Genomic DNA, 18886 nt, shown 5'->3' on the forward strand with positions numbered 1-18886 from the left:
ATTGTCGCGTTTGTCATCGTAATAACTAGGCAATGTATCCTATTTTTGATTTTGTAAACTGAATGACGGACTCATAAAAGCAAAAAGTTATGGACACTCCCTTATCATCCCAATTGAATCTGATCCTTCCTGCCTACAGGATGCATACACAAAGTTTCCTGAATGTGCTGGATGGTATTTCGGAAGAAGATGCGTTAAAACGAATTGAGGGTAGAACCAATCACATCGTCTGGATGGCGGGGAATTTTGTCAATATGCGCTATGGCCTGGCGAATGTATTGGGCAGTAAAGAGCCCGATCCGTACAACGATTTATTTTTTCGGGCCAAAGCACTGGACGAAAACAACACCTACCCCACGCTAAAAGAACTTAAAGAGAATTTTCACAAGGTATCCCCGTTTATTTATAATGCGCTGCTAACGATTACCGATGCCCGATTGAGCGAAGAATTTCCGTTACACATGAATGTTTCTTTTTTCCCAGAAACGGTACTCAACTTTGTCGGTATGTGCATCGGCAGGGAAGACTATCTCAGTGGCCAAATGGGCTTGATGCGCAGGATACTGAATTATCCGGGCATGAAGTACGAAGTGGATGAGCACATAACATATTGAAACGGAATACGCTCTTAATTGAGAACATTCCCTTAGCGTAATTGTTGTATCAGAAACTCGTTAGCAACGAGTGCTGGCCAAGCACCGGCCACAATCAAATGCTAATTTACGTTTCATGCCGGAAGGGCCATCTATCGTTATATTGAGAGAAGCTGTGGAAGCTTTGCACCTGGAGGGGCATCAGATCCGTGCAGTGGAGGGCAACAGCAAAATCGACCAATATGTATTGCTGGGAAAAACCGTAGTAAGCTTTCGTTCCTGGGGCAAACATTTCCTGATTTGTTTCAAAGCACATACCCTCCGGATCCACTTTCTTTTATTCGGGAGTTACCGCATCAACGAACGAAAACCTTCTCCTGTCAGACTAAGTTTACAGTTTGCAGCCGATGAGCTGAACTTTTATGCATGTTCTGTAAAGCTTTTCGATAAACCGGTCCATGAAATTTATGACTGGTCTGGCGATATCATGGCCGATGAATGGAATGCTGCAAAGGCATTGGAAAAGCTGAAACGCTCGCCCGGTATGCTTGCCTGTGATGCTTTGCTGAATCAGGATATATTCGCCGGAAGCGGAAACATCATCAAGAATGAAGTGCTATTCCGTATCCGGGTGCACCCCTTGTCGGTTTTAGGAGCGCTACCCAATGCTAAATTAGCAGAGATGGTGCAGGAAGTCCGGAATTATGCGTTTCAGTTTCTTCATTGGAAGAAAGAATTTACGTTAAAGAAACACTGGTTAGCACATACCAAAAAGACATGTCCACGGTGTTACATCCCCTTCACTAAGGCCCATACAGGCAAAACCAACAGAAGGAGTTTTTTCTGTAGCAACTGTCAGGTGCTTTACCCCAATTAATCCGCGCAATTGTAACTAATTTTAATACTTTTGGCAGTACTTAGCACGCCAATTAAAATAATACATGATAAAATACCCTTGCGTGGTGCTTCTCGTTTTTGCCTGCCTGCAATCCAGGGCGCAGGATGAACGGAAAGAAGTAGTCACTTTTGAAGATGCTTACAAACGCGTATATCATATCACCCGGCTTAACAGAGAACGCCTCAAAATAGATGGAAAATTGGACGAAGATGTATGGCAGGACGACGGTGAATGGTCTGAAAAATTTTCCCAGGTTATTCCTTTTGAACGCGTATACACGGCTTCGTGGACGCGCATGAAGATTTTCTACGACGATCAGCATATCTACATAGGTGTTTATTGCAAAGATCAGCATCCTGAAACCATGAATGCTTTTATCGGGAACCGGGATGACAACAGTAACGGGGACCTGATCAGCATCGCATTTGATACGTATCACGATTACCGAGTGGCTCCGGAATTCAACATCAACTTAGGGGGAAATAAAACAGACCTGACGGTTACGGACAAACTTTCGGTAAACCTAAGCTGGAATGCGGTTTGGGAAGGACGGACACACATCAACCTATCGGATTCGAGCTGGACAGCGGAGCTCCGCATTCCATTCAGCCAACTGAGGTATAACCAGAAGGACACGGATGGAATATGGGGATTGCACGTGAGGCGCATCATCCGCAGGAATAATGAGGTACAAAACTGGAGCCTGATTCCCATCAAGAATAACGGACACGTCTTTTCCTTTGGTGAAATGCATGGCTTAACTGACCTGCCCAAACCCCGGGGGGTGGAATTTATGCCCTATGTGATGGGTAAACATACAGTCGAACCCCAAATACCCCAAAGTCCTTTTCAGAAAGGCCGCCAATGGAACGGAAGCGCAGGTCTGGATGCAAAAGTAGCCCTGCAGGATTTTACATTGGATCTCACCATCAATCCCGATTATGGCCAGGTGGAGCTGGATCCCTCCGTGATGAACCTATCTGCTTATGAGGTGTTCTACGACGAAAAAAGACCCTTTTTCCTAGAGGGAAAGCATATCCTGGAATTTGACAACAACACTGAGGGGATGATGTTCTATTCCCGCAGGATCGGTGCCATGCCCTTCTACCAACCCCAGGGTATAGACAACGTCGAGAATTTTGCCAGCACCCCTACCTTCATCCCCATCATCGGTGCCCTGAAATTAACCGGAACAAACCGGAAGGGGCTGACCGTGGGGTTGCTGGAAAGTGTTACCGCCCAAACCTCGTCAAAAGTGATGCGCAACGGGATATACGACCGAGAAGTGACCGAACCGCTGACTAATTATACCGTTGCGCGGATTCAGAAAAACTGGAATGGAAATACCCTATTGGGGGGTATGGTGACCGCCGTAAACCGGAATCTGACAAAAAAGCATCTCCAGGATGCCATGATCGGCAACGCATTCACGGCAGGCGTGGATGTAACCCAATATTTCGCAAACCGCCTTTATTACATCGATGCGAAAGGCATGTTCAGTACCCTGCATGGGTCGCCGGAAGCTTTGTTAAAAACGAAAACAAATGCGGTACACTATTTCCACCGGGAGTCCGGAGCCGGCTATCTGAACCTTAATCTGGATAGCCGCTCGATGCATGGAACCGGTGGTTATGTAAAAGTGGGGAAAAAAGGTAACGCGCAATGGAACTTCTCCCAGTTATTCAGTTGGTCATCACCCGGATTTGACCTCAACGACGTGGGATACATGAGGCAATCGGACTATAAGCTGAACGAAACGGAAATTGCTTTCCGGAAAACCGATCCCTGGGGTCCGTTCCGATTTGCAGGAATCAACCTGACCCAGAAAAATATCTGGAATTACGGCGGTGACGCAATCAACAACGATGTGGCCATCCGTTGGCGTAGCTTGAGCATAAAACACCGGATCGAGATGGATGTGAAGGAAACCTTCAGTTGGAATACTGTGGATAGCCGCCGACTACGGGGAGGACCGGATATGCGGTATAACGCAAACTTCGAAACCAATATCAGCGTAAACTCTGACCGGGCAAAACGGGTGGTGTATAAACTGATTTATGACGGCCGGCATTACCTGGCCGAGGAAACGGGGTATAACCAGGTACATCCGAGCTTGATTTTCCGCATTGGAAACCACATGCGCCTGACCGGACAATTTGATTATGCCTGGAATGCCGATAACCTGCAATACGTAAGCAGCGTACAGCCGCCTGCCGATACGGATGGTCAAACGGAATATGTGATGGGCCGGATGAAGCAGAAAACGTATGGGGTGACCGTGAATATACAGGTCAATGTCACGCCGGATATCTCGATCCAATACTATGGTTCTCCGTTTACGTCGGTGGCAAAATACGACAACTTCAAACTAGCGGCTGATACACGGTCACGTAGCTATTCCAACCGATTCTATCGGATTGCCGACAATGACATCAGTTTGAACGATGGCCATTATTTTGTCGATGGCAGTAATGGCCAGCTATCGTTTAAAAATCCGGATTTCAGTTTCAATGAACTCCGTTCCAACCTAGTTGCCCGCTGGGAATACCTTCCCGGTTCGACGCTTTACCTGGTATGGCAGCACAACCGATCTTATCAGGACATTATCTATCACCCCGGGTGGGAAAGCAACCTGGACCGGATGTTCGGACTGCCGGCCACGAACACGTTCATGATAAAAATCAACTATTGGTTTAACCGCTGATGAGGATGACGGTTTCTCAAATAATCCCGTGCAGCGGCCCGCCAGCCGCTCCCAAAGCGTCCACCCGTTTTTCCACATCGGGATCTTTGATCAATTCGGGTGCATGATGGGGCTTTTTGCGCGCATCGATGATCAGTGGTCCACGGCACCCCCAATGTTTGTGTTGAATAAAGCTTCCTACGCCATGAATGTCGTGGGAAGGGTTGCTTCGGGTAAAGGCAATCCAGACTAAGTTGTTTACACCGGCAGCCGTAAACGCCGCATCGTCGCACAGCACCATCAAAGCGATGCCCGATAAATCCTGGTTTTCAATCTCCCAGCACCAAGTTTCAATGCGTTCCGTTTCAGTTGCGTCATCAGCATAGGAAGGTGCTTCGACGGCCAGGATACCCGGCAATGCAAGCTTACCGGCAGCAAATGGCCGGGGTAGCTCGAAACCTCCGGGCAACTCACTCCATAGCGTACGCTTCGCCCCACCCGCAGCGGCAAATACCACTTTAGAACCCGCGTTCAGCCCATCACCCGAATAATCCAGTGTATCGATGGTGGTCCGGGTATGGAAATGCAGGTCGCGGCTGAAATCCATCCGCTCAAATATGTGCTTCAGGAAGCCCGGGATATCGTGTATATTGAGTTGCGGATCGTCTTCGTATGCGGCGATAAAAAGGTATTTGGCAAGGCTCAATTGATTCTTGCCCAATATCTGATTGGCAATGGTAAGAATTTCCTGCGGCCGGTCGGTTTTGAGATAAGGGGTATAGCGCTCGCTTCCAACGGCAAAAAGCAGTGGGTGCACACCCGCCGCGTCTACAGCATGAACGGCATGGAGGCCATTTATTTCCTGTGGAATGGCCGAACCGGTAATCTCGTGGATCAACGCACCGAAACTGGTATCCTCCTGCGGTGGCCGCCCTACTACGGTAAACGACCAGATCGGATTGGGACGGTGGTACACCTTATGCACGTGCATCAACGGAAAGGGATGGATCAGGCTGTAATACCCCAAATGATCCCCAAAAGGACCTTCGGGCTTGTTTTCCTGTGGATAGACGGTTCCCGTGATTACAAAATCAGCATCCGCGGAAATACAGAATCCTTCGTCGTCGTAAAAATACCGGAAACGCCTGTTACCCAATGCACCGGCAAATGTCAGCTCGGATAATCCTTCAGGTAGTGGCATCACTGCCGATAATGCATGTGACGGAGGGCCACCTACGAAAATGCTTACTTTTAAAGGTCGCCCCAGTGCATTGGCCTTGGTCTGGTGCACGCCAATACCCCGGTGGAGTTGGTAGTGGAGGCCGACTTCGGTATCGGTCATGTAATCATTCCCCGCCAACTGAATGCGGTACATGCCCAGATTGGCATGCATGACACCGGGTTTAGTCGCGTCTTCGGTATATACCTGCGGCATGGTCACGAAAGGACCACCATCCATCGGCCAGTTAACAATCTGCGGCAAATGGCTGATACGGGTCGTATTGTGCAGGATCGGTGCTCCGCTTTTCTTCTTCCAGGGAAGTGCAGACAGTGCGGTGGATGCCACATGGGCATAACGCAATGGCTTTTTCAGCGCCCGCACGGGATCGGACTTGACGTCTACCAGTACCTTGATCTTATCCAGGGTATCGCGGAACATAAAACGTGACCGCTCCAACGTGCCGAATAGGTTGGAAACCGCCGGAAATGGGCTGCCTTTGATGTTTTCAAACAGCAATGCCGGTCCCTGTGCGTCGTATACACGCATATGGATGGCTGCCATTTCCAAATACGGGTCTACCTCCTGGCGGATACGGATCAAGTGTTTGTGACGCTCCAGGTCGCTAACGCATTCGGCAAGGCTCGTATATCCCATATTGTTTGCTATTATTGGACAAAGATAGCCGATCCGTGTACTTAATCAATCCAATTTGTTAAATTCGCCACGGAAACAGGAAAAGAGAAGATAGATACCGATGCAACTCACCAAGCTTGAGATAAAGGGTTTCAAAAGTTTCGGCGATAAAATAACCATCCATTTCAACGAAGGGGTCACCGCCATCGTGGGGCCAAATGGATGCGGAAAATCCAATGTAGTGGATGCAATCCGCTGGGTGCTGGGTGAGCAGAGTACCCGCATGCTGCGTTCGGAAAAGATGGAAAATATCATCTTCAACGGCACCAAAAACCGTAAAGCGGCCAACCTTGCCGAAGTATCGCTCTCGTTTGACAACACCAAGAACATCCTGCCCACGGAGTTTTCTCAGGTAACCATCACACGGAAACTCTACCGAAGCGGCGAAAGCGAGTACCGGCTCAACGATGTAAAATGCCGGCTCAAAGATATTACCGACCTCTTTCTGGACACCGGTATCGGCGCCGATACATATTCCATTATCGAGCTTAAAATGATCGATGAAATCATCAACAACAAGGAAAATTCGCGCCGGAACCTGTTTGAAGAGGCTTCGGGTATTTCCAAGTACAAAGTCCGCAAGAAACAGACCCTCGGCAAACTGAAAGATACGGAAAGTGATTTGGAGCGGGTGGATGACCTCCTGTTCGAAATTGAAAAAAACCTAAAAACACTGGAAAACCAGGCCAAAAAGACCGAACGGTACTACCGCCTCAAAGAACAGTATAAAACACTCAGCATCGCGCTGGCTTCCTACCGCATCGCCCACTTCAGTGAATCGCTGGCCAAGATCGAGGAACAGGAGCTGGCACAACGTACGGAACAGACACGCATAAATACAGAAATCGCTACGTTGGAGGCGCAGCTTCAACAGCTAAAACAGGAAAGCCTGGCCAAGGAGAAAAACCTAGCCACCCAGCAGAAAGCAACCAACGAATACGTCGCAAAAATACGTGCCTACGAGAGTGATAAAAAGGTCAAAAACGAGCAGCTACGGAACCTGCAGGACAAAGAGATCCGCCTGACTAATGAGCTCACTCAGGACAAACAGCAGCTCAACCACGCGTTATACAACATCAAGCGGCTCAACGAAGAGCAGCTCGTGGAACAGACCAAGTTGGATGGCATTGCCGCGACACTGCAACGACAAAAGGGAGAAGTGGATGAACTCCGCGGCCAACAGCAAACCGCAAAAAATAAATTGGATGCCACCGTACGCCAACAAAACGAGTTGCAGAACGAAATCTACAAGCTCGAAAAGGAAATTGCCGTGCTGCGTATACAGCACGATGCACTGGAACAGGAAAGCGTCCGGAACATAACGGATGCCGAATCAAAGGCTTCGGAACTTGACCAGTTCAACGCATTGGTTGATCAGTTGGAAGGACAAATAGAAGCACTGCAAACAGAATACGATGCCACGGTGCAATCGGAAAGCGAACTCCAACAGCAAATTACCGATACGGAAACGGCCATCCAAGTGCTTAAGGATGAACTGATCCGGGACAACCGGCAGCTCGACGCGAAGCAGAACGAATACAACCTGACGAAGTCATTGGTCGACAACCTCGAAGGTTTCCCGGAATCCATCCGCTTCCTCCGTAAAAATGCGGGGTGGAAAAAGCAATATCCGTTGTTTTCAGACATTCTATTTTGTCAGGAAACCTACCGCATCGCCATTGAAAACTACCTAGAACCTTATATGAATCACTATGTGGTGCAACGTCAGGACGAGGCGGTGCACGCCATCCGGCTGCTCAGCGATGCGGCACGCGGACGGGCCAATTTCTTTGTACTTGACGCCCTTGGCGATATACCGGCACCCAATAGCATTCCTTCAATCGACGACCGGCTGACCCCCGCATTGGATATCATCAGCGTGGAAGCGCAATACCTCCCCCTGTGCCGCCGATTACTGCATAACGTGTTTCTGCTCCAGACAGACGACGAAAAGACGCTGGAAAGCAGTCTGCCCACCGAAGACATCGTCATCCTGCACAAAAGTGGCAAATTCAGTAAAAACAGGGTCGGCATGGCCGGCGGATCCGTGGGTCTGTTCGAAGGGAAACGCATCGGACGTGCCAAGAACCTTGAAAACTTGGCCAAGGAAATCAAATCGCTGAGCAACCAGATCGCCATCCGTCAGCAAAAACTGGATGACGACACCCAGCGATTGGGGAGCCTGAAGGGAAATTCACAAAAGACCCGCATAGGGGAATTGGGTCAGCAACTCAACCGGCTCAACAACGAGCTTGTGTCTGTAAAAACCAAGCAGGAACAATACCAGGCATTCATCGCCAACAGCCAGAACCGTAAGCAGGATATCGAGCAGAAAATGGCTGCTATTACCCGTGAGCTCAAAGAGGCAGAACCGCGGTTGGAGACCTTACAAGTTGATAAGGAAAAACAAGGCACCGTATTGCAGGAAATGCAACATGCATTCCAGGAACTTTCCGAAGTACTCACGGAAAAATCATCGGCCTATAACCAAGAAAACATACGCTTTCACCAGCAACAGAACAAGGTATCCGGGATTGATAAGGATCTTGAATACCGGGAAAGCTTACGGGAGACCTATGAAACCCGGATTGCTAAAAATATGGCGGAATACGAACAGGTACAAGCGGATATCAAGGATACGCTTCAACATGTCGATGATTCGGATGAGGATCTGATTGCCATGTATGCACAGAAAGAAGCCTATGAAAAGGGCTTGCAGGACGTAGAAGAAGACTACTATGCTTCCCGCGGTAAAATCAATGAAACCGAGGAACAGATTACCCGGTTGCGTCGCCAGAAAGAACAGGTCGACTTTTTATTCGACGAGCTGCGTGACAAAAAGACCAATTTAAAATTAGATCTTAATGCGCTCAAAGAGCGGCTATCGGTTGAATTCTCCATCGATATCACCGAATTGATGTCGAACCATACGGAAGAAAGCAACACCGGCTTGCAACAGCCCGAAGAAGACGAAGAAACGCTGCGGTTTAAAACGGAAAAACTACGGAGGCAACTGGACGAATTCGGCACCATCAATCCGATGGCAATGGAAGCCTACCAGGAGATGAACGAGCGCTATACCTTTATCGTCAAGGAAAAACAGGACCTGCTGGATGCCAAAAACTCACTCCTGGAAACGATTCAGGAAATCGACGATACCGCACGGGAAAAGTTCATGGAAGCGTTTACCAAGGTACGCGAGAATTTCATCACGGTATTCCGCTCGTTGTTCAATGAAGAAGATACATGCGATTTAATACTCAGCAATCCGGAAAGCCCGCTGGAATCCGACATCGACATCATGGCCCGGCCCAAAGGCAAACGGCCGCTTTCCATCAATCAGCTTTCCGGAGGTGAAAAGACGCTGACATCCACCGCGCTCTTGTTTTCGCTGTATCTGTTAAAGCCAGCCCCCTTCTGCATCTTTGACGAAGTAGATGCGCCGCTGGACGATACCAATATTGACAAGTTCAACAACATCATCCGTAAGTTCTCGGACCAGTCCCAGTTCATCATCGTATCGCACAACAAACGCACCATTGCCAGCACAGACATTATCTACGGGGTAACGATGGTCGAACAAGGTGTATCACGTGTGGTGGCCGTAGATATGCGGGAAGTCGCATAGCATAAATAGCTTATCGTCCATGTTTTATCAGTTATATCGGTTGGCATAGTCCACCGGCGATAATCCGGCAATCCGTTTGAAGATATCCCGGAACACCTTCGGGTCTGTATAGCCCCACGTCGTACATGACATCCGCAACCAGCTTGCGACCCCATTACTACCTATCTATCAACCATGAATGGATTTTCGGCAACCAGCTTTCGATGGTACGGCGGTAGCGGGCTAACCGGTCCCAAACCCACCTATTGGGGTCTTTGCCTGCTTCCCCACAATCAAACACCTGGCACGAACGAAGGAACCTCTTATATAAACCGAATAAAAAGATAATACGAAGTAACTTATTATATTTCAGTAAGAAATATTCAAAATAAAGATGCCCCCAAATTTCGACGGCAAAAGAGTTATCTCCGATAGCCAATGACGTTCCATACCCTGTTATATAATCTGCCTGTATGGAACCAATCAGGGAAGCCACTGAGCTCGTGGACTGAACCGCTACAGCATGTTTGAAGGCATCGTTATTTACGATACGCACAAGCCCCTCTTTAAGCTCAACGATTACCTCATACCCACCGACTTTGTACCGACGCTCCATTCACATGCAAATTGATAGTTTATATAACCTACTTATATATTTGATTTACAATAGTATACAAGTGTAATTTAACTTATAATTAAGACGATAATATACCACTTGAGAGGCATGAAAAAATGTCAGCATGTTAATTTGTCTTTTGTCGTAACCATTTATTAACTTCGTATTCCAGTTTTTTGAAACCCATTTTCAGGGAGTTTGTACTTACTAGGCAAGCCCATCGTATTGTTAACATCAAAAATTTATTCAATATGGGAAAAGGAGATAAGAAAACCAAACGGGGCAAAATTGTAAAGGGTACCTATGGCAAAAGAAGGCAAAGTGCCAAGAAGCGGAAAAAGAAATCGGCAGCCGATACTGAGAATGCTGCAGAATAAGTCTTAGGTTGTCAACCGTTGCCTTACGACTTCGTAAAGGGCAACACCTGTCGACACCGAAACGTTAAGTGATGCGATCGATCCGGCCATGGGAATTTTTGCCAGGTGATCGGCTATGCGGATAAGTTCGTCCGAGATGCCGTGTTCTTCCGAGCCCAACACCAATGCGGTTGGCACTGTGTAATCCAGTTGATATAAGTTGTCGGTTGTTTTTTCTGTACATGCTATCAATTGGATTCCCGATTCCTGCAAAAAACGGGCGGTTTTGGCCAAACTGTCTTCCCGGCAAACATTGATTTTAAACAATGCCCCGGCTGAAGTCTTTATGGCATCCGGGTTAATTTCGGCAGAACCTTTTTTTGGTACGATGAGTGCATGTACACCTGCGCATTCGACAGTACGTGCGATAGCACCTATGTTACGTACGTCCGTAACTCCGTCAAGGATGAGCAGCAGCGGCACTTCTCCCCTTTCGTAGATGGACGGTACCAGGTCTTCCGTCCGCTGATAGGTAATCGGTGAAATGACCGCAATGACTCCTTGGTGATTTTTGCGCGTCATGCGATTAAGTTTTTCGACCGGGACCTGGTGATAGGTGATGCCGAATTGCTTAAGCACCTGTTTCAGTTCAACGAGCAGTTGACCACTAAGCCCACGCTGAACAAAAATAGATTCAATCTCTTTCCCGCTGTCTATGGCTTCGATGACCGCACGTATCCCATATACCTGCTGATTCGCTTCTCTTCTTTCATGACGGTCGTACCGCTGTTGTTGGTGCATGCTTATTTATTGAATTTGTGGGCGCAAGTTACGGATATTATACCAATTTAGCCGGTATCATTAGACCACGAAACGTATCACAATAGTGGCGGGGTGTAACTCCTTGCTATTTGGCAAATTAAAACGGCATCCCATTCGATTCCGCATCGGTTGAAAGTATTACTATTATTCCAGTACGGTTAAGCTTTGTTGAATGATATGAATGCATTCGTCCAATTGTTCCCTTGTAATGACGAGTGGAGGCGCAAAACGGATCTTATCGCCGTGCGTTGGCTTGGCAAGCAGTCCGTTAACTTTCAGTACCAGACAAAGTTCCCAAGCTGCTTCCGGATTTTCGTGATGGATGACAATTGCATTCAGCAATCCCTTCCCTCTGATCTGTTTGATGTTAGGATGATGGAATTGCTGTAATTGTTCGCGGAAATATTCACCTAGCTCTGCCGCACGCTCCGCCAATTTCTCATCCTTGATTACCTCTAACGCCGCTATTGCTACCCTGCATGCCAACGGATTGCCGCCATAGGTCGAGCCATGTTCACCCGGTTTAATACATAACATGATGTCGTCATCTGCCAATACCGCAGAAATGGGTAACGTGCCGCCGCTAAGTGCTTTGCCCAATATCAGAATATCCGGACGTACCTCCTCGTGGTCGCATGCCAGCATCTTGCCGGTACGGGCTAGCCCCGTCTGGATTTCGTCTCCGATGAACAACACATTCGACCGTTTGCACAGGTTGTATGCCGCTGCGAGGTACCCATCTTCCGGCACATACACCCCAGCCTCACCCTGAATCGGCTCTACCAGAAATCCTGCCACATTGGGATCTGCTAACGTAGTTTCCAGGGCGTCCAGGTTGTTATAGGGAATCACCTCATAGCCGGGCATAAACGGCCCAAAGCCATCGCGCGACGACGGGTCAGTACTGAACGATACCACGTTCAGCGTGCGTCCGTGGAAATTGCCTTCTACCGTAACGATTTTGGCCTGATTGGCCGGTATTCCTTTCTTATCGTAACCCCACCGACGGGCGAGTTTCAATGCCGTTTCAACCGCTTCCACTCCACTGTTCATGGGCAACACTTTGCCGTATCCAAAATAGCGGGTAATATATTCGGCATATTCGCCTAACAAATCACTGTGGAACGCTCGCGAGGTCAGCGTAAGCTTTTGCGCCTGATCTACCAACGCTTTTACAATTTTCGGATGGCAATGTCCTTGGTTTACGGCAGAATAACCGGAAAGGAAATCGTAGTAACGTTTTCCTTCCACATCCCAAAGGTAAACCCCTTCACCCCGCTCCAAAACCACCGGCAACGGGTGGTAGTTGTGGGCGCTGTACGCCAATTCTTTTTCGATGAATTGCCGGGTTTTTGAAAGATTACCCATCGTTGGTGACATGTTCCAAAATTAACATTCTTTCCGGAAACCAGATAACGGAATCCGCACAAACTGAAAAATCAAGGTGTATCCGGGTCGCTGAGAAAAATGGTATCTTTGCATTATTCAATAAGATATCAACATGAATAAGCAATATCTTACCGACTTTTTTCTTCGCCTTCCTATTGCGATGTCATTTCTGGGCCACGGTTTGGTGCGGCTTCCCAAACTTGATGGGTTTGCCTCAGGCATGGCCGAACAATTTGCAGCAACTCCGCTTCCCTATGGACTGGTAGTTGTTTTTGGCTACGCATTAGCAATTGCCGAATTCCTGATCGGGGTGTGGCTCATCAGCGGACGTTGGTTTAACTACGCGCTGATGGCCGGATTGACAACCATGACTCTCCTTATCTTCGGCAGCTCACTTATTGAAAACTGGAATGCGGTATCGATACAGTTGATCCATAGCATGTATCTCGCTGGTCTGCTGATCTATCAGGGCATATGCAGGGCCACACAGGAGGCACACGCTTAATGCTTTTTGACCGGCAGCCTGCACCGCCCGGTAGTGGCTTGAGTAAGCAAACATTATGGCTGATGACGGTCGGTGCCGGGCTTGTCGTGGCCAACAACTATTATAATCAGCCCCTATTGGGCTTGATTGCCCGTGACTTTGACGTTTTGGAAAGCGAAGTCGGCATTGTGTCCATGTTGACGCAAATCGGTTATGCCTTTGGACTGTTTTTTATTGTTCCGTTGGCCGATATGTTTTACCGCAGACGGGTGATATTGACGATTTTTCCGTTTATTCCGCTTTCCCTGCTGCTGGCGACCTTCAGTTGCTCATTACCTTGGCTGGCGGCCGCGAGCTTTCTGATCGGACTGAGTTGCGTGATACCACAGCTGTTTGTTCCAATGGCTGCTACACTCGCCACACCCGATAAAAAAAGTCATTCCATTGGCTTGGTTATGAGTGGCCTATTGATTGGGGTACTCGCTTCGCGTATCATCAGCGGGATAATCGGCGAATACCTAGATTGGCGCCATATGTTTTTTTTCGGGGCGGTCGTAATGGTTGTTTACTGGATTATTCTGATCCGGCAATTGCCTGAGGTTGCTCCTGCTTTCCATGACGGTTACGCCGCACTGATGCGATCACTTCGCCAGTACCTCCGGTCGGACCCCGAACTGCGGTTAGCTTCGTGGCGGGGCGCATGCAGTTTTGCTACGTTTTCTGCATTTTGGACCACATTGGTGTTTCACTTGGAAGGACCGCCCTTCCATGCTGGGAGCGGAATAGCCGGTGCATTTGGGATTTTAGGGGTAACCGGAGCGGTCGTTCCGGCCATACTGGGTAAACGGATTGACCAGCTCAATAAAAACCGTGTCATTGTGACCATGTGCGCCATTTCGCTGCTCTCGTGGCTTTTGCTGGGCGGTCCCGGAGCCAACAGCTACCTCGCATTGATTATCGGTGTATTATTAATTGACATGGCCCTGCAAGCCATCCACCTAACTAATCAGGCCATCATTTTTGCACGGCATCCGGAAGCTACGAACCGCGTGAATACCATTTATATGACCAGTTACTTCATCGGTGGCTCTTTAGGCACTTTCGTTGCCGCCTTGGCATGGCAGTATTTAGGCTGGACAGGCGTCTCTGTTGTGGGGATCGGTTGTTCAATCCTGATGCTGGCCGGCCACCTTTTATTCCATCGCAAGACCTAACAAGCTACCTTCCGTCATCGTATTGTCGTATTTTACCCATCTACTTCGGAAAGCAAGTTTCAGTCGTTACTTTTGCTGACAGTGTTAACTTTTATGCACACCGCCACCAAATGGGAATATCTGAACGTAAGCAACGGCAATTAGAACAAGTTCGCTCAGCCATACTGGCGCAATCGTGGCAAATCGTGGAAGACGAGGGTTGGGATGCACTTTCCATCCGTCGGATTGCCGATGCCATTGAGTACAGCACACCCGTTGTTTATAAACACTTCGAAAGCAAGGAAGCCATTCGGAGTGCTTTTTCAAAGGAAGGCTATGCGCTGCTAGCCGATCGGCTCCATCAAGCGAAAAAGACGCACGACCGACCGACAGATCAATTGATGTCCCTCTCCAATGCTTATTGGACGTTTGCCGAGGAGCATCCGAAGTATTATCAGATTATGTACGGACTGGGCATCCCTACCTGCGATATGGTCCGGGAAACGCGTGAGATCATGCAGGTCAGTACCGTTTTTCATCAAACCATTGAAGCGGCCATAAAGGAAAGCAAACAACCGGACGCCGACGTACATCTTAAAGCAATGACTTTTTGGTCAATTCTTCACGGGCTTGTCGCCATGACGATGGTATCTCCGGGCGATCCAAAGACTGCGAAGCTTATCCTGGAAGATGCCGTTGCGGGATTTATCAAGGCATTGGCATCGTAACATTGAATCTCAAACTCAAATCTTATATCTCAAATCTTATATCTCAAATCTCAAATCTCATATCTCATATCTCAAATCTCATTATCCTCAAAATGCAATTAATAGAAACATTGAAATGGCGGTACGCCACAAAAAAGATGAACGGCCAAATCGTTCCCCAAGAAAAAATAGATAGCATATTGGAGGCTGCCCGATTGGCTCCTACTTCTTCCGGACTGCAACCTTTTAAGATCCTTGTGATTACCAACCCGGAATTGAAAGCAAAAATCCAGCCGGTAGCCTTCGGGCAAACACAGATTGTGGACAGTTCGCACCTTTTGGTATTCGCAGCGTGGGATAAATACACGGCGGAACGGATCGATGCCGTATTCGCACATACTGCCGTTGAACGCGGTATCCCCGCCAGCTCGTTTGATGACTATACCACACGTCTGAAAAACATGTACCTGAATCAATCCGCGCAAACGAATTTTGAGCATGCTGCCCGCCAGGCATACATCGCTTTTGGGCTTGCGATCGCGGCGGCAGCCGAGCTTCAGGTGGATGCAACACCCATGGAAGGGTTTGACAATGCCGCACTTGATGAATTACTTGGACTGCCTGAACAGGGATTGAAAAGCGTAACCTTATTACCTTTGGGTTACCGGGATCAAGAAAACGATTGGTTGGTAAACCAGAAAAAGGTACGTACACCGAAAGAAGAGCTGGTGTTGAAACTTGCTTGATTAAGCTGAACAATTATTTCAAAGGCCTGGGGTGTCAATGGATTAGGTTTTCTTTGGCACCCCTTTATCAAAATAACGAATGATGAAACCTGCATAAATTACCCTAATAGAACGTGAAAATAATTTATTCAAATGAAAATAGAAGTTTGGTCTGACATTGTCTGTCCGTTTTGCTACATCGGCAAACACAATTTTGAAACCGCATTACAGCAGTTTGAGGAGGCCCAATCCATCGAACTGGAATGGAAAAGCTTCCAGCTTGATCCTGAATTACCAAAGGGTACAACCTATACCAATACCTACCAATACTTAGCCGAACGAAAAGGAATGAGTATTGCACAGGCGAAAGAAATGACTTCGGGTGTGGCCATGACGGGCAAAAATGCCGGTGTGACGCTTAATTTTGAAAAAGCGGTGGTCGCAAACACATGGGATGCTCATCGGCTGGTACATCTCGCACAATCAAAAGAAGCGGGCAGCCGGGTGAAAGAAGCCTTGTTCAAAGCGCATTTCACCGACGGAAAAGACATCAGCGATCCGGATACCCTGGTTGCAATCGGCATGGAAGCCGGCCTGGACGAAACAGCGGTTACCACGATGCTTGGCAGCGATGAATACGGATACGAGGTAACGCAGGATATACTGGAAGCCCGGAATATCGGGGTTCGCGGGGTTCCTTTTTTTGTATTTAATCGTAAATACGCCGTATCGGGCGCACAACCAGCAGAAGTTTTTCTGCAGACCCTGAAAAAGGCTGTTGCTGAATGGCGTGCGGCAAACCCTGATATATCCCTCGACGCAACGGAGGGCCCATCATGCAGTCCAGACGGAGCCTGTGATTAAAATTTGTTACATTGCACATTAATTAGAATTAATCTATGTGTTTTTAAAACAAAACACTAACTTTGGTTGTATATTAAGCTGTAAAATCAAATCTTTTAACCCATTATGGCAACGACCAATAGAAGAAAATTTTTACGTACGACCATCGGCTTTTCGGCGGCAACCGTTGCTACCACGGCCCTGGGTGTAAACCCATTGAATACGTTGGTGAGCTGCAGTTCACCGAATTCCTCCGGTAAGTCATCCGGGGAATCAAGCAGTGCCCCGCTGGAATTTTCACAGGAACCGTTAGGCTATGAATACAATGCCCTGGAACCTCACATCGATGCGCGGACGATGGAAATACACTACACCAAGCATCACACCGCCTATATTACCAATGTAAACGATGCCATCAAAGAAGAAGGAATTACCTATTCTACACCGGAGGAATTGTTTGCCAATATCTCAAAAGTCTCTGCCAAGGCACGTAATAACGGTGGCGGAGCTTGGAACCATACCTTTTTCTGGAAGTCGCTGCGGGCACGGGCAGATGGTAATGCCCCTGCAGGTGCGTTGATGGACGCAATTAACGGTGCATTTGGCTCTTTCGATCAATTCAAGGAGCAGTTTGCAGCGGCAGGTGCCGGTAGGTTCGGCTCGGGCTGGGCATGGTTGGTGAGCGACAACGGTACACTGAAAATCGGTTCTACCCCTAATCAGGACAACCCATTGATGGACGACGCGGAATTAAAAGGGAAACCTTTATTGGGGCTGGATGTGTGGGAGCACGCTTATTATCTCCATTATCAAAACCGCAGGCCGGAATACATTACGAACTGGTGGAACGTAGTCAATTGGGACTTTGTAGCAGAACAATTGAATGCATAAAATCTGTGCTAAAAATAGCCAAAATAAAGAAGCCCCGGCATTTGAATTTGCCGGGGCTTCTCTTTTGTACCCACCTAACTGTGCATTAAGCGCTTCAGACGATCAACCTGTTCATCTACCAATTTCTGCAATGGCTTGGCAGCCAGCATTTTCATCATCATGTTGAGATCTGCCTCAACAGTCAATCGGGCAAGGGTATGCTGATCCTGCGAGGATACTTCCCACTTCAGCGTTACGTCAAACGGTGCCTTTTCTGCCGGCACGAATACCACCTCACGATTCTCAACCCGACAATCAATTTTGAGCGAAAGTTTTGCCATGTTTTGGATGGTAAAACTGGCCTCATCGCGCGTAGAACTCCAATTGTATATACTGGTTGGCATCAGCTGTTCGTGATTATTACAGTCGGCTAAAAAAGCATACACTGCGTCAACAGGCTTGTCAACAATCGCTTGGTTTTGAATAACGGTCATGGAAAATAAATGAGCGTCTGTAAATTATTCCGGAGACCACTCCGATGGATTGGCCCGCCATTTTTCCAGTATTTCGATGTCACTGTTTAGAATATAATTGTGTTTGGCAGCGACTTCCACCAGATTGTCGTAATTACAAAGACTGAGGTGCCTGCATTTGGCTTCTGCAAAGTTCTTTTCTGCCTCCGCAAAGCCATATGTGAATATAGACACCAATCCCACCACGTTACAATCCGCATCGCGCAATGCTTGTACCGCTTTTAAGCTACTTTTTCCAGTTGAAATCAAATCTTCAACCACAACCGCACGCTGGCCGCTGACAACTTCTCCTTCGATTTGATTTTGTCTTCCATGGTCTTTGGAATTACCCCGCACATAGGTAAAAGGGAGCCCCAGATCCTGGGCGACCAAAACTCCTTGGGGAATACCTGCAGTGGCTACACCCGAAATCATTTCAACCGATCCAAATTCTTCCTGAATCAGCTCAGCAAGCTTTTGGCGAATGTAAGTGCGGATAGGTGGGTGAGACAAAGCTACTCGGTTATCGCAATAGATCGGGGACTTCCAACCCGATGCCCATGTAAAAGGTTTTTTGGGTTGTAATTTAATTGCTTTAATTTGCAACAATGATTCGGCAACTTTTTGTGCAACCTCATTCATATTATTCATGGCGCAAATCTATAAAATTTAT

The 18886-nt window shown here is 47.9% G+C and carries 17 protein-coding genes; 11 read left to right on the plus strand and 6 right to left on the minus strand.

The window, feature by feature from the left end:
* Positions 1–89: 89 nt before the first annotated feature.
* The 3 genes from IEX60_RS15000 (at position 90) to IEX60_RS15010 (ending at position 4195) form a co-directional block, all read left to right on the plus strand.
* The gene (locus IEX60_RS15000; protein WP_188752036.1) at positions 90–614 is read left to right on the plus strand and encodes a DinB family protein; all 525 of its coding nucleotides are present in this window, start codon (positions 90–92) and stop codon (positions 612–614) included.
* A gap of 115 nt (positions 615–729) precedes the next feature.
* Positions 730–1470 (plus strand): DNA-formamidopyrimidine glycosylase family protein, encoded by a 741-nt coding sequence (locus tag IEX60_RS15005; protein ID WP_188752038.1) that lies wholly within the window; start codon positions 730–732, stop codon positions 1468–1470.
* A gap of 64 nt (positions 1471–1534) precedes the next feature.
* Positions 1535–4195 carry a DUF5916 domain-containing protein gene (locus IEX60_RS15010; protein ID WP_229717584.1) on the plus strand — a complete coding sequence of 887 codons (2661 nt, stop codon included), beginning with the start codon at positions 1535–1537 and terminating at the stop codon, positions 4193–4195.
* A 16-nt stretch (positions 4196–4211) separates the two neighbouring features.
* Here IEX60_RS15010 and IEX60_RS15015 read toward each other — a convergent pair whose 3' ends face one another.
* Positions 4212–6050: a UbiD family decarboxylase gene (locus tag IEX60_RS15015; protein WP_188752040.1), complete on the minus strand. Its 1839-nt coding sequence runs from the start codon at positions 6048–6050 to the stop codon at positions 4212–4214.
* A gap of 100 nt (positions 6051–6150) precedes the next feature.
* Between IEX60_RS15015 and smc the strand changes: the two genes are divergently transcribed.
* Positions 6151–9717, plus strand: coding sequence for a chromosome segregation protein SMC (smc, locus tag IEX60_RS15020; protein WP_188752042.1), 3567 nt, complete (start codon positions 6151–6153; stop codon positions 9715–9717).
* Positions 9718–9874: 157 nt separating this feature from the next.
* On the opposite strand, the gene IEX60_RS15030 is transcribed toward smc, so the two are convergent.
* Positions 9875–10312, minus strand: a complete 438-nt coding sequence (locus tag IEX60_RS15030) for a hypothetical protein (RefSeq protein WP_188752044.1) — start codon at positions 10310–10312, stop codon at positions 9875–9877.
* A gap of 251 nt (positions 10313–10563) precedes the next feature.
* Here IEX60_RS15030 and IEX60_RS15035 point away from each other — a divergent pair, with 251 nt between their 5' ends.
* Positions 10564–10689 (plus strand): 30S ribosomal protein THX, encoded by a 126-nt coding sequence (locus IEX60_RS15035; RefSeq protein WP_188752045.1) that lies wholly within the window; start codon positions 10564–10566, stop codon positions 10687–10689.
* Between the two features lie 3 nt (positions 10690–10692).
* Here the strand turns inward: IEX60_RS15035 and rlmB are convergent, their stop codons facing one another.
* Together rlmB and rocD are read right to left on the minus strand one after the other, a co-directional pair.
* Complete coding sequence (gene rlmB, locus IEX60_RS15040; protein WP_188752047.1) at positions 10693–11469, minus strand: 23S rRNA (guanosine(2251)-2'-O)-methyltransferase RlmB; 777 nt, start codon at positions 11467–11469, stop codon at positions 10693–10695.
* Between the two features lie 165 nt (positions 11470–11634).
* Entirely contained in the window at positions 11635–12870 is a 1236-nt protein-coding gene (rocD, locus tag IEX60_RS15045; protein ID WP_308420755.1) for an ornithine--oxo-acid transaminase, read from the minus strand.
* Positions 12871–12991: 121 nt separating this feature from the next.
* Between rocD and IEX60_RS15050 the strand changes: the two genes are divergently transcribed.
* From IEX60_RS15050 to IEX60_RS15075, 6 genes are all read left to right on the plus strand, one after another.
* Entirely contained in the window at positions 12992–13384 is a 393-nt protein-coding gene (locus tag IEX60_RS15050) for a DoxX family membrane protein (protein WP_188752049.1), read from the plus strand.
* Positions 13354–14577, plus strand: a complete 1224-nt coding sequence (locus IEX60_RS15055; protein WP_229717585.1) for an MFS transporter — start codon at positions 13354–13356, stop codon at positions 14575–14577. Before IEX60_RS15050 ends, IEX60_RS15055 begins: the two co-directional genes overlap by 31 nt.
* Before the next feature lie 110 nt (positions 14578–14687).
* Positions 14688–15284, plus strand: a complete 597-nt coding sequence (locus IEX60_RS15060; protein WP_188752050.1) for a TetR/AcrR family transcriptional regulator — start codon at positions 14688–14690, stop codon at positions 15282–15284.
* 92 nt (positions 15285–15376) lie between these two features.
* Positions 15377–16009, plus strand: coding sequence for an NAD(P)H-dependent oxidoreductase (locus IEX60_RS15065; protein ID WP_188752052.1), 633 nt, complete (start codon positions 15377–15379; stop codon positions 16007–16009).
* A 132-nt stretch (positions 16010–16141) separates the two neighbouring features.
* Positions 16142–16852, plus strand: a complete 711-nt coding sequence (locus tag IEX60_RS15070; protein WP_188752054.1) for a DsbA family oxidoreductase — start codon at positions 16142–16144, stop codon at positions 16850–16852.
* Positions 16853–16957: 105 nt separating this feature from the next.
* Positions 16958–17722, plus strand: a complete 765-nt coding sequence (locus IEX60_RS15075) for a superoxide dismutase (protein WP_188752056.1) — start codon at positions 16958–16960, stop codon at positions 17720–17722.
* A 74-nt stretch (positions 17723–17796) separates the two neighbouring features.
* On the opposite strand, the gene IEX60_RS15080 is transcribed toward IEX60_RS15075, so the two are convergent.
* Complete coding sequence (locus tag IEX60_RS15080; RefSeq protein ID WP_188752058.1) at positions 17797–18195, minus strand: SRPBCC family protein; 399 nt, start codon at positions 18193–18195, stop codon at positions 17797–17799.
* 24 nt (positions 18196–18219) lie between these two features.
* Positions 18220–18864 (minus strand): orotate phosphoribosyltransferase, encoded by a 645-nt coding sequence (gene pyrE / locus IEX60_RS15085; protein ID WP_188752060.1) that lies wholly within the window; start codon positions 18862–18864, stop codon positions 18220–18222.
* Between the last annotated feature and the right edge of the window lie 22 nt (positions 18865–18886).

The organism is Parapedobacter defluvii, assembly GCF_014642075.1.
Lineage (GTDB): Bacteria > Bacteroidota > Bacteroidia > Sphingobacteriales > Sphingobacteriaceae > Parapedobacter > Parapedobacter defluvii.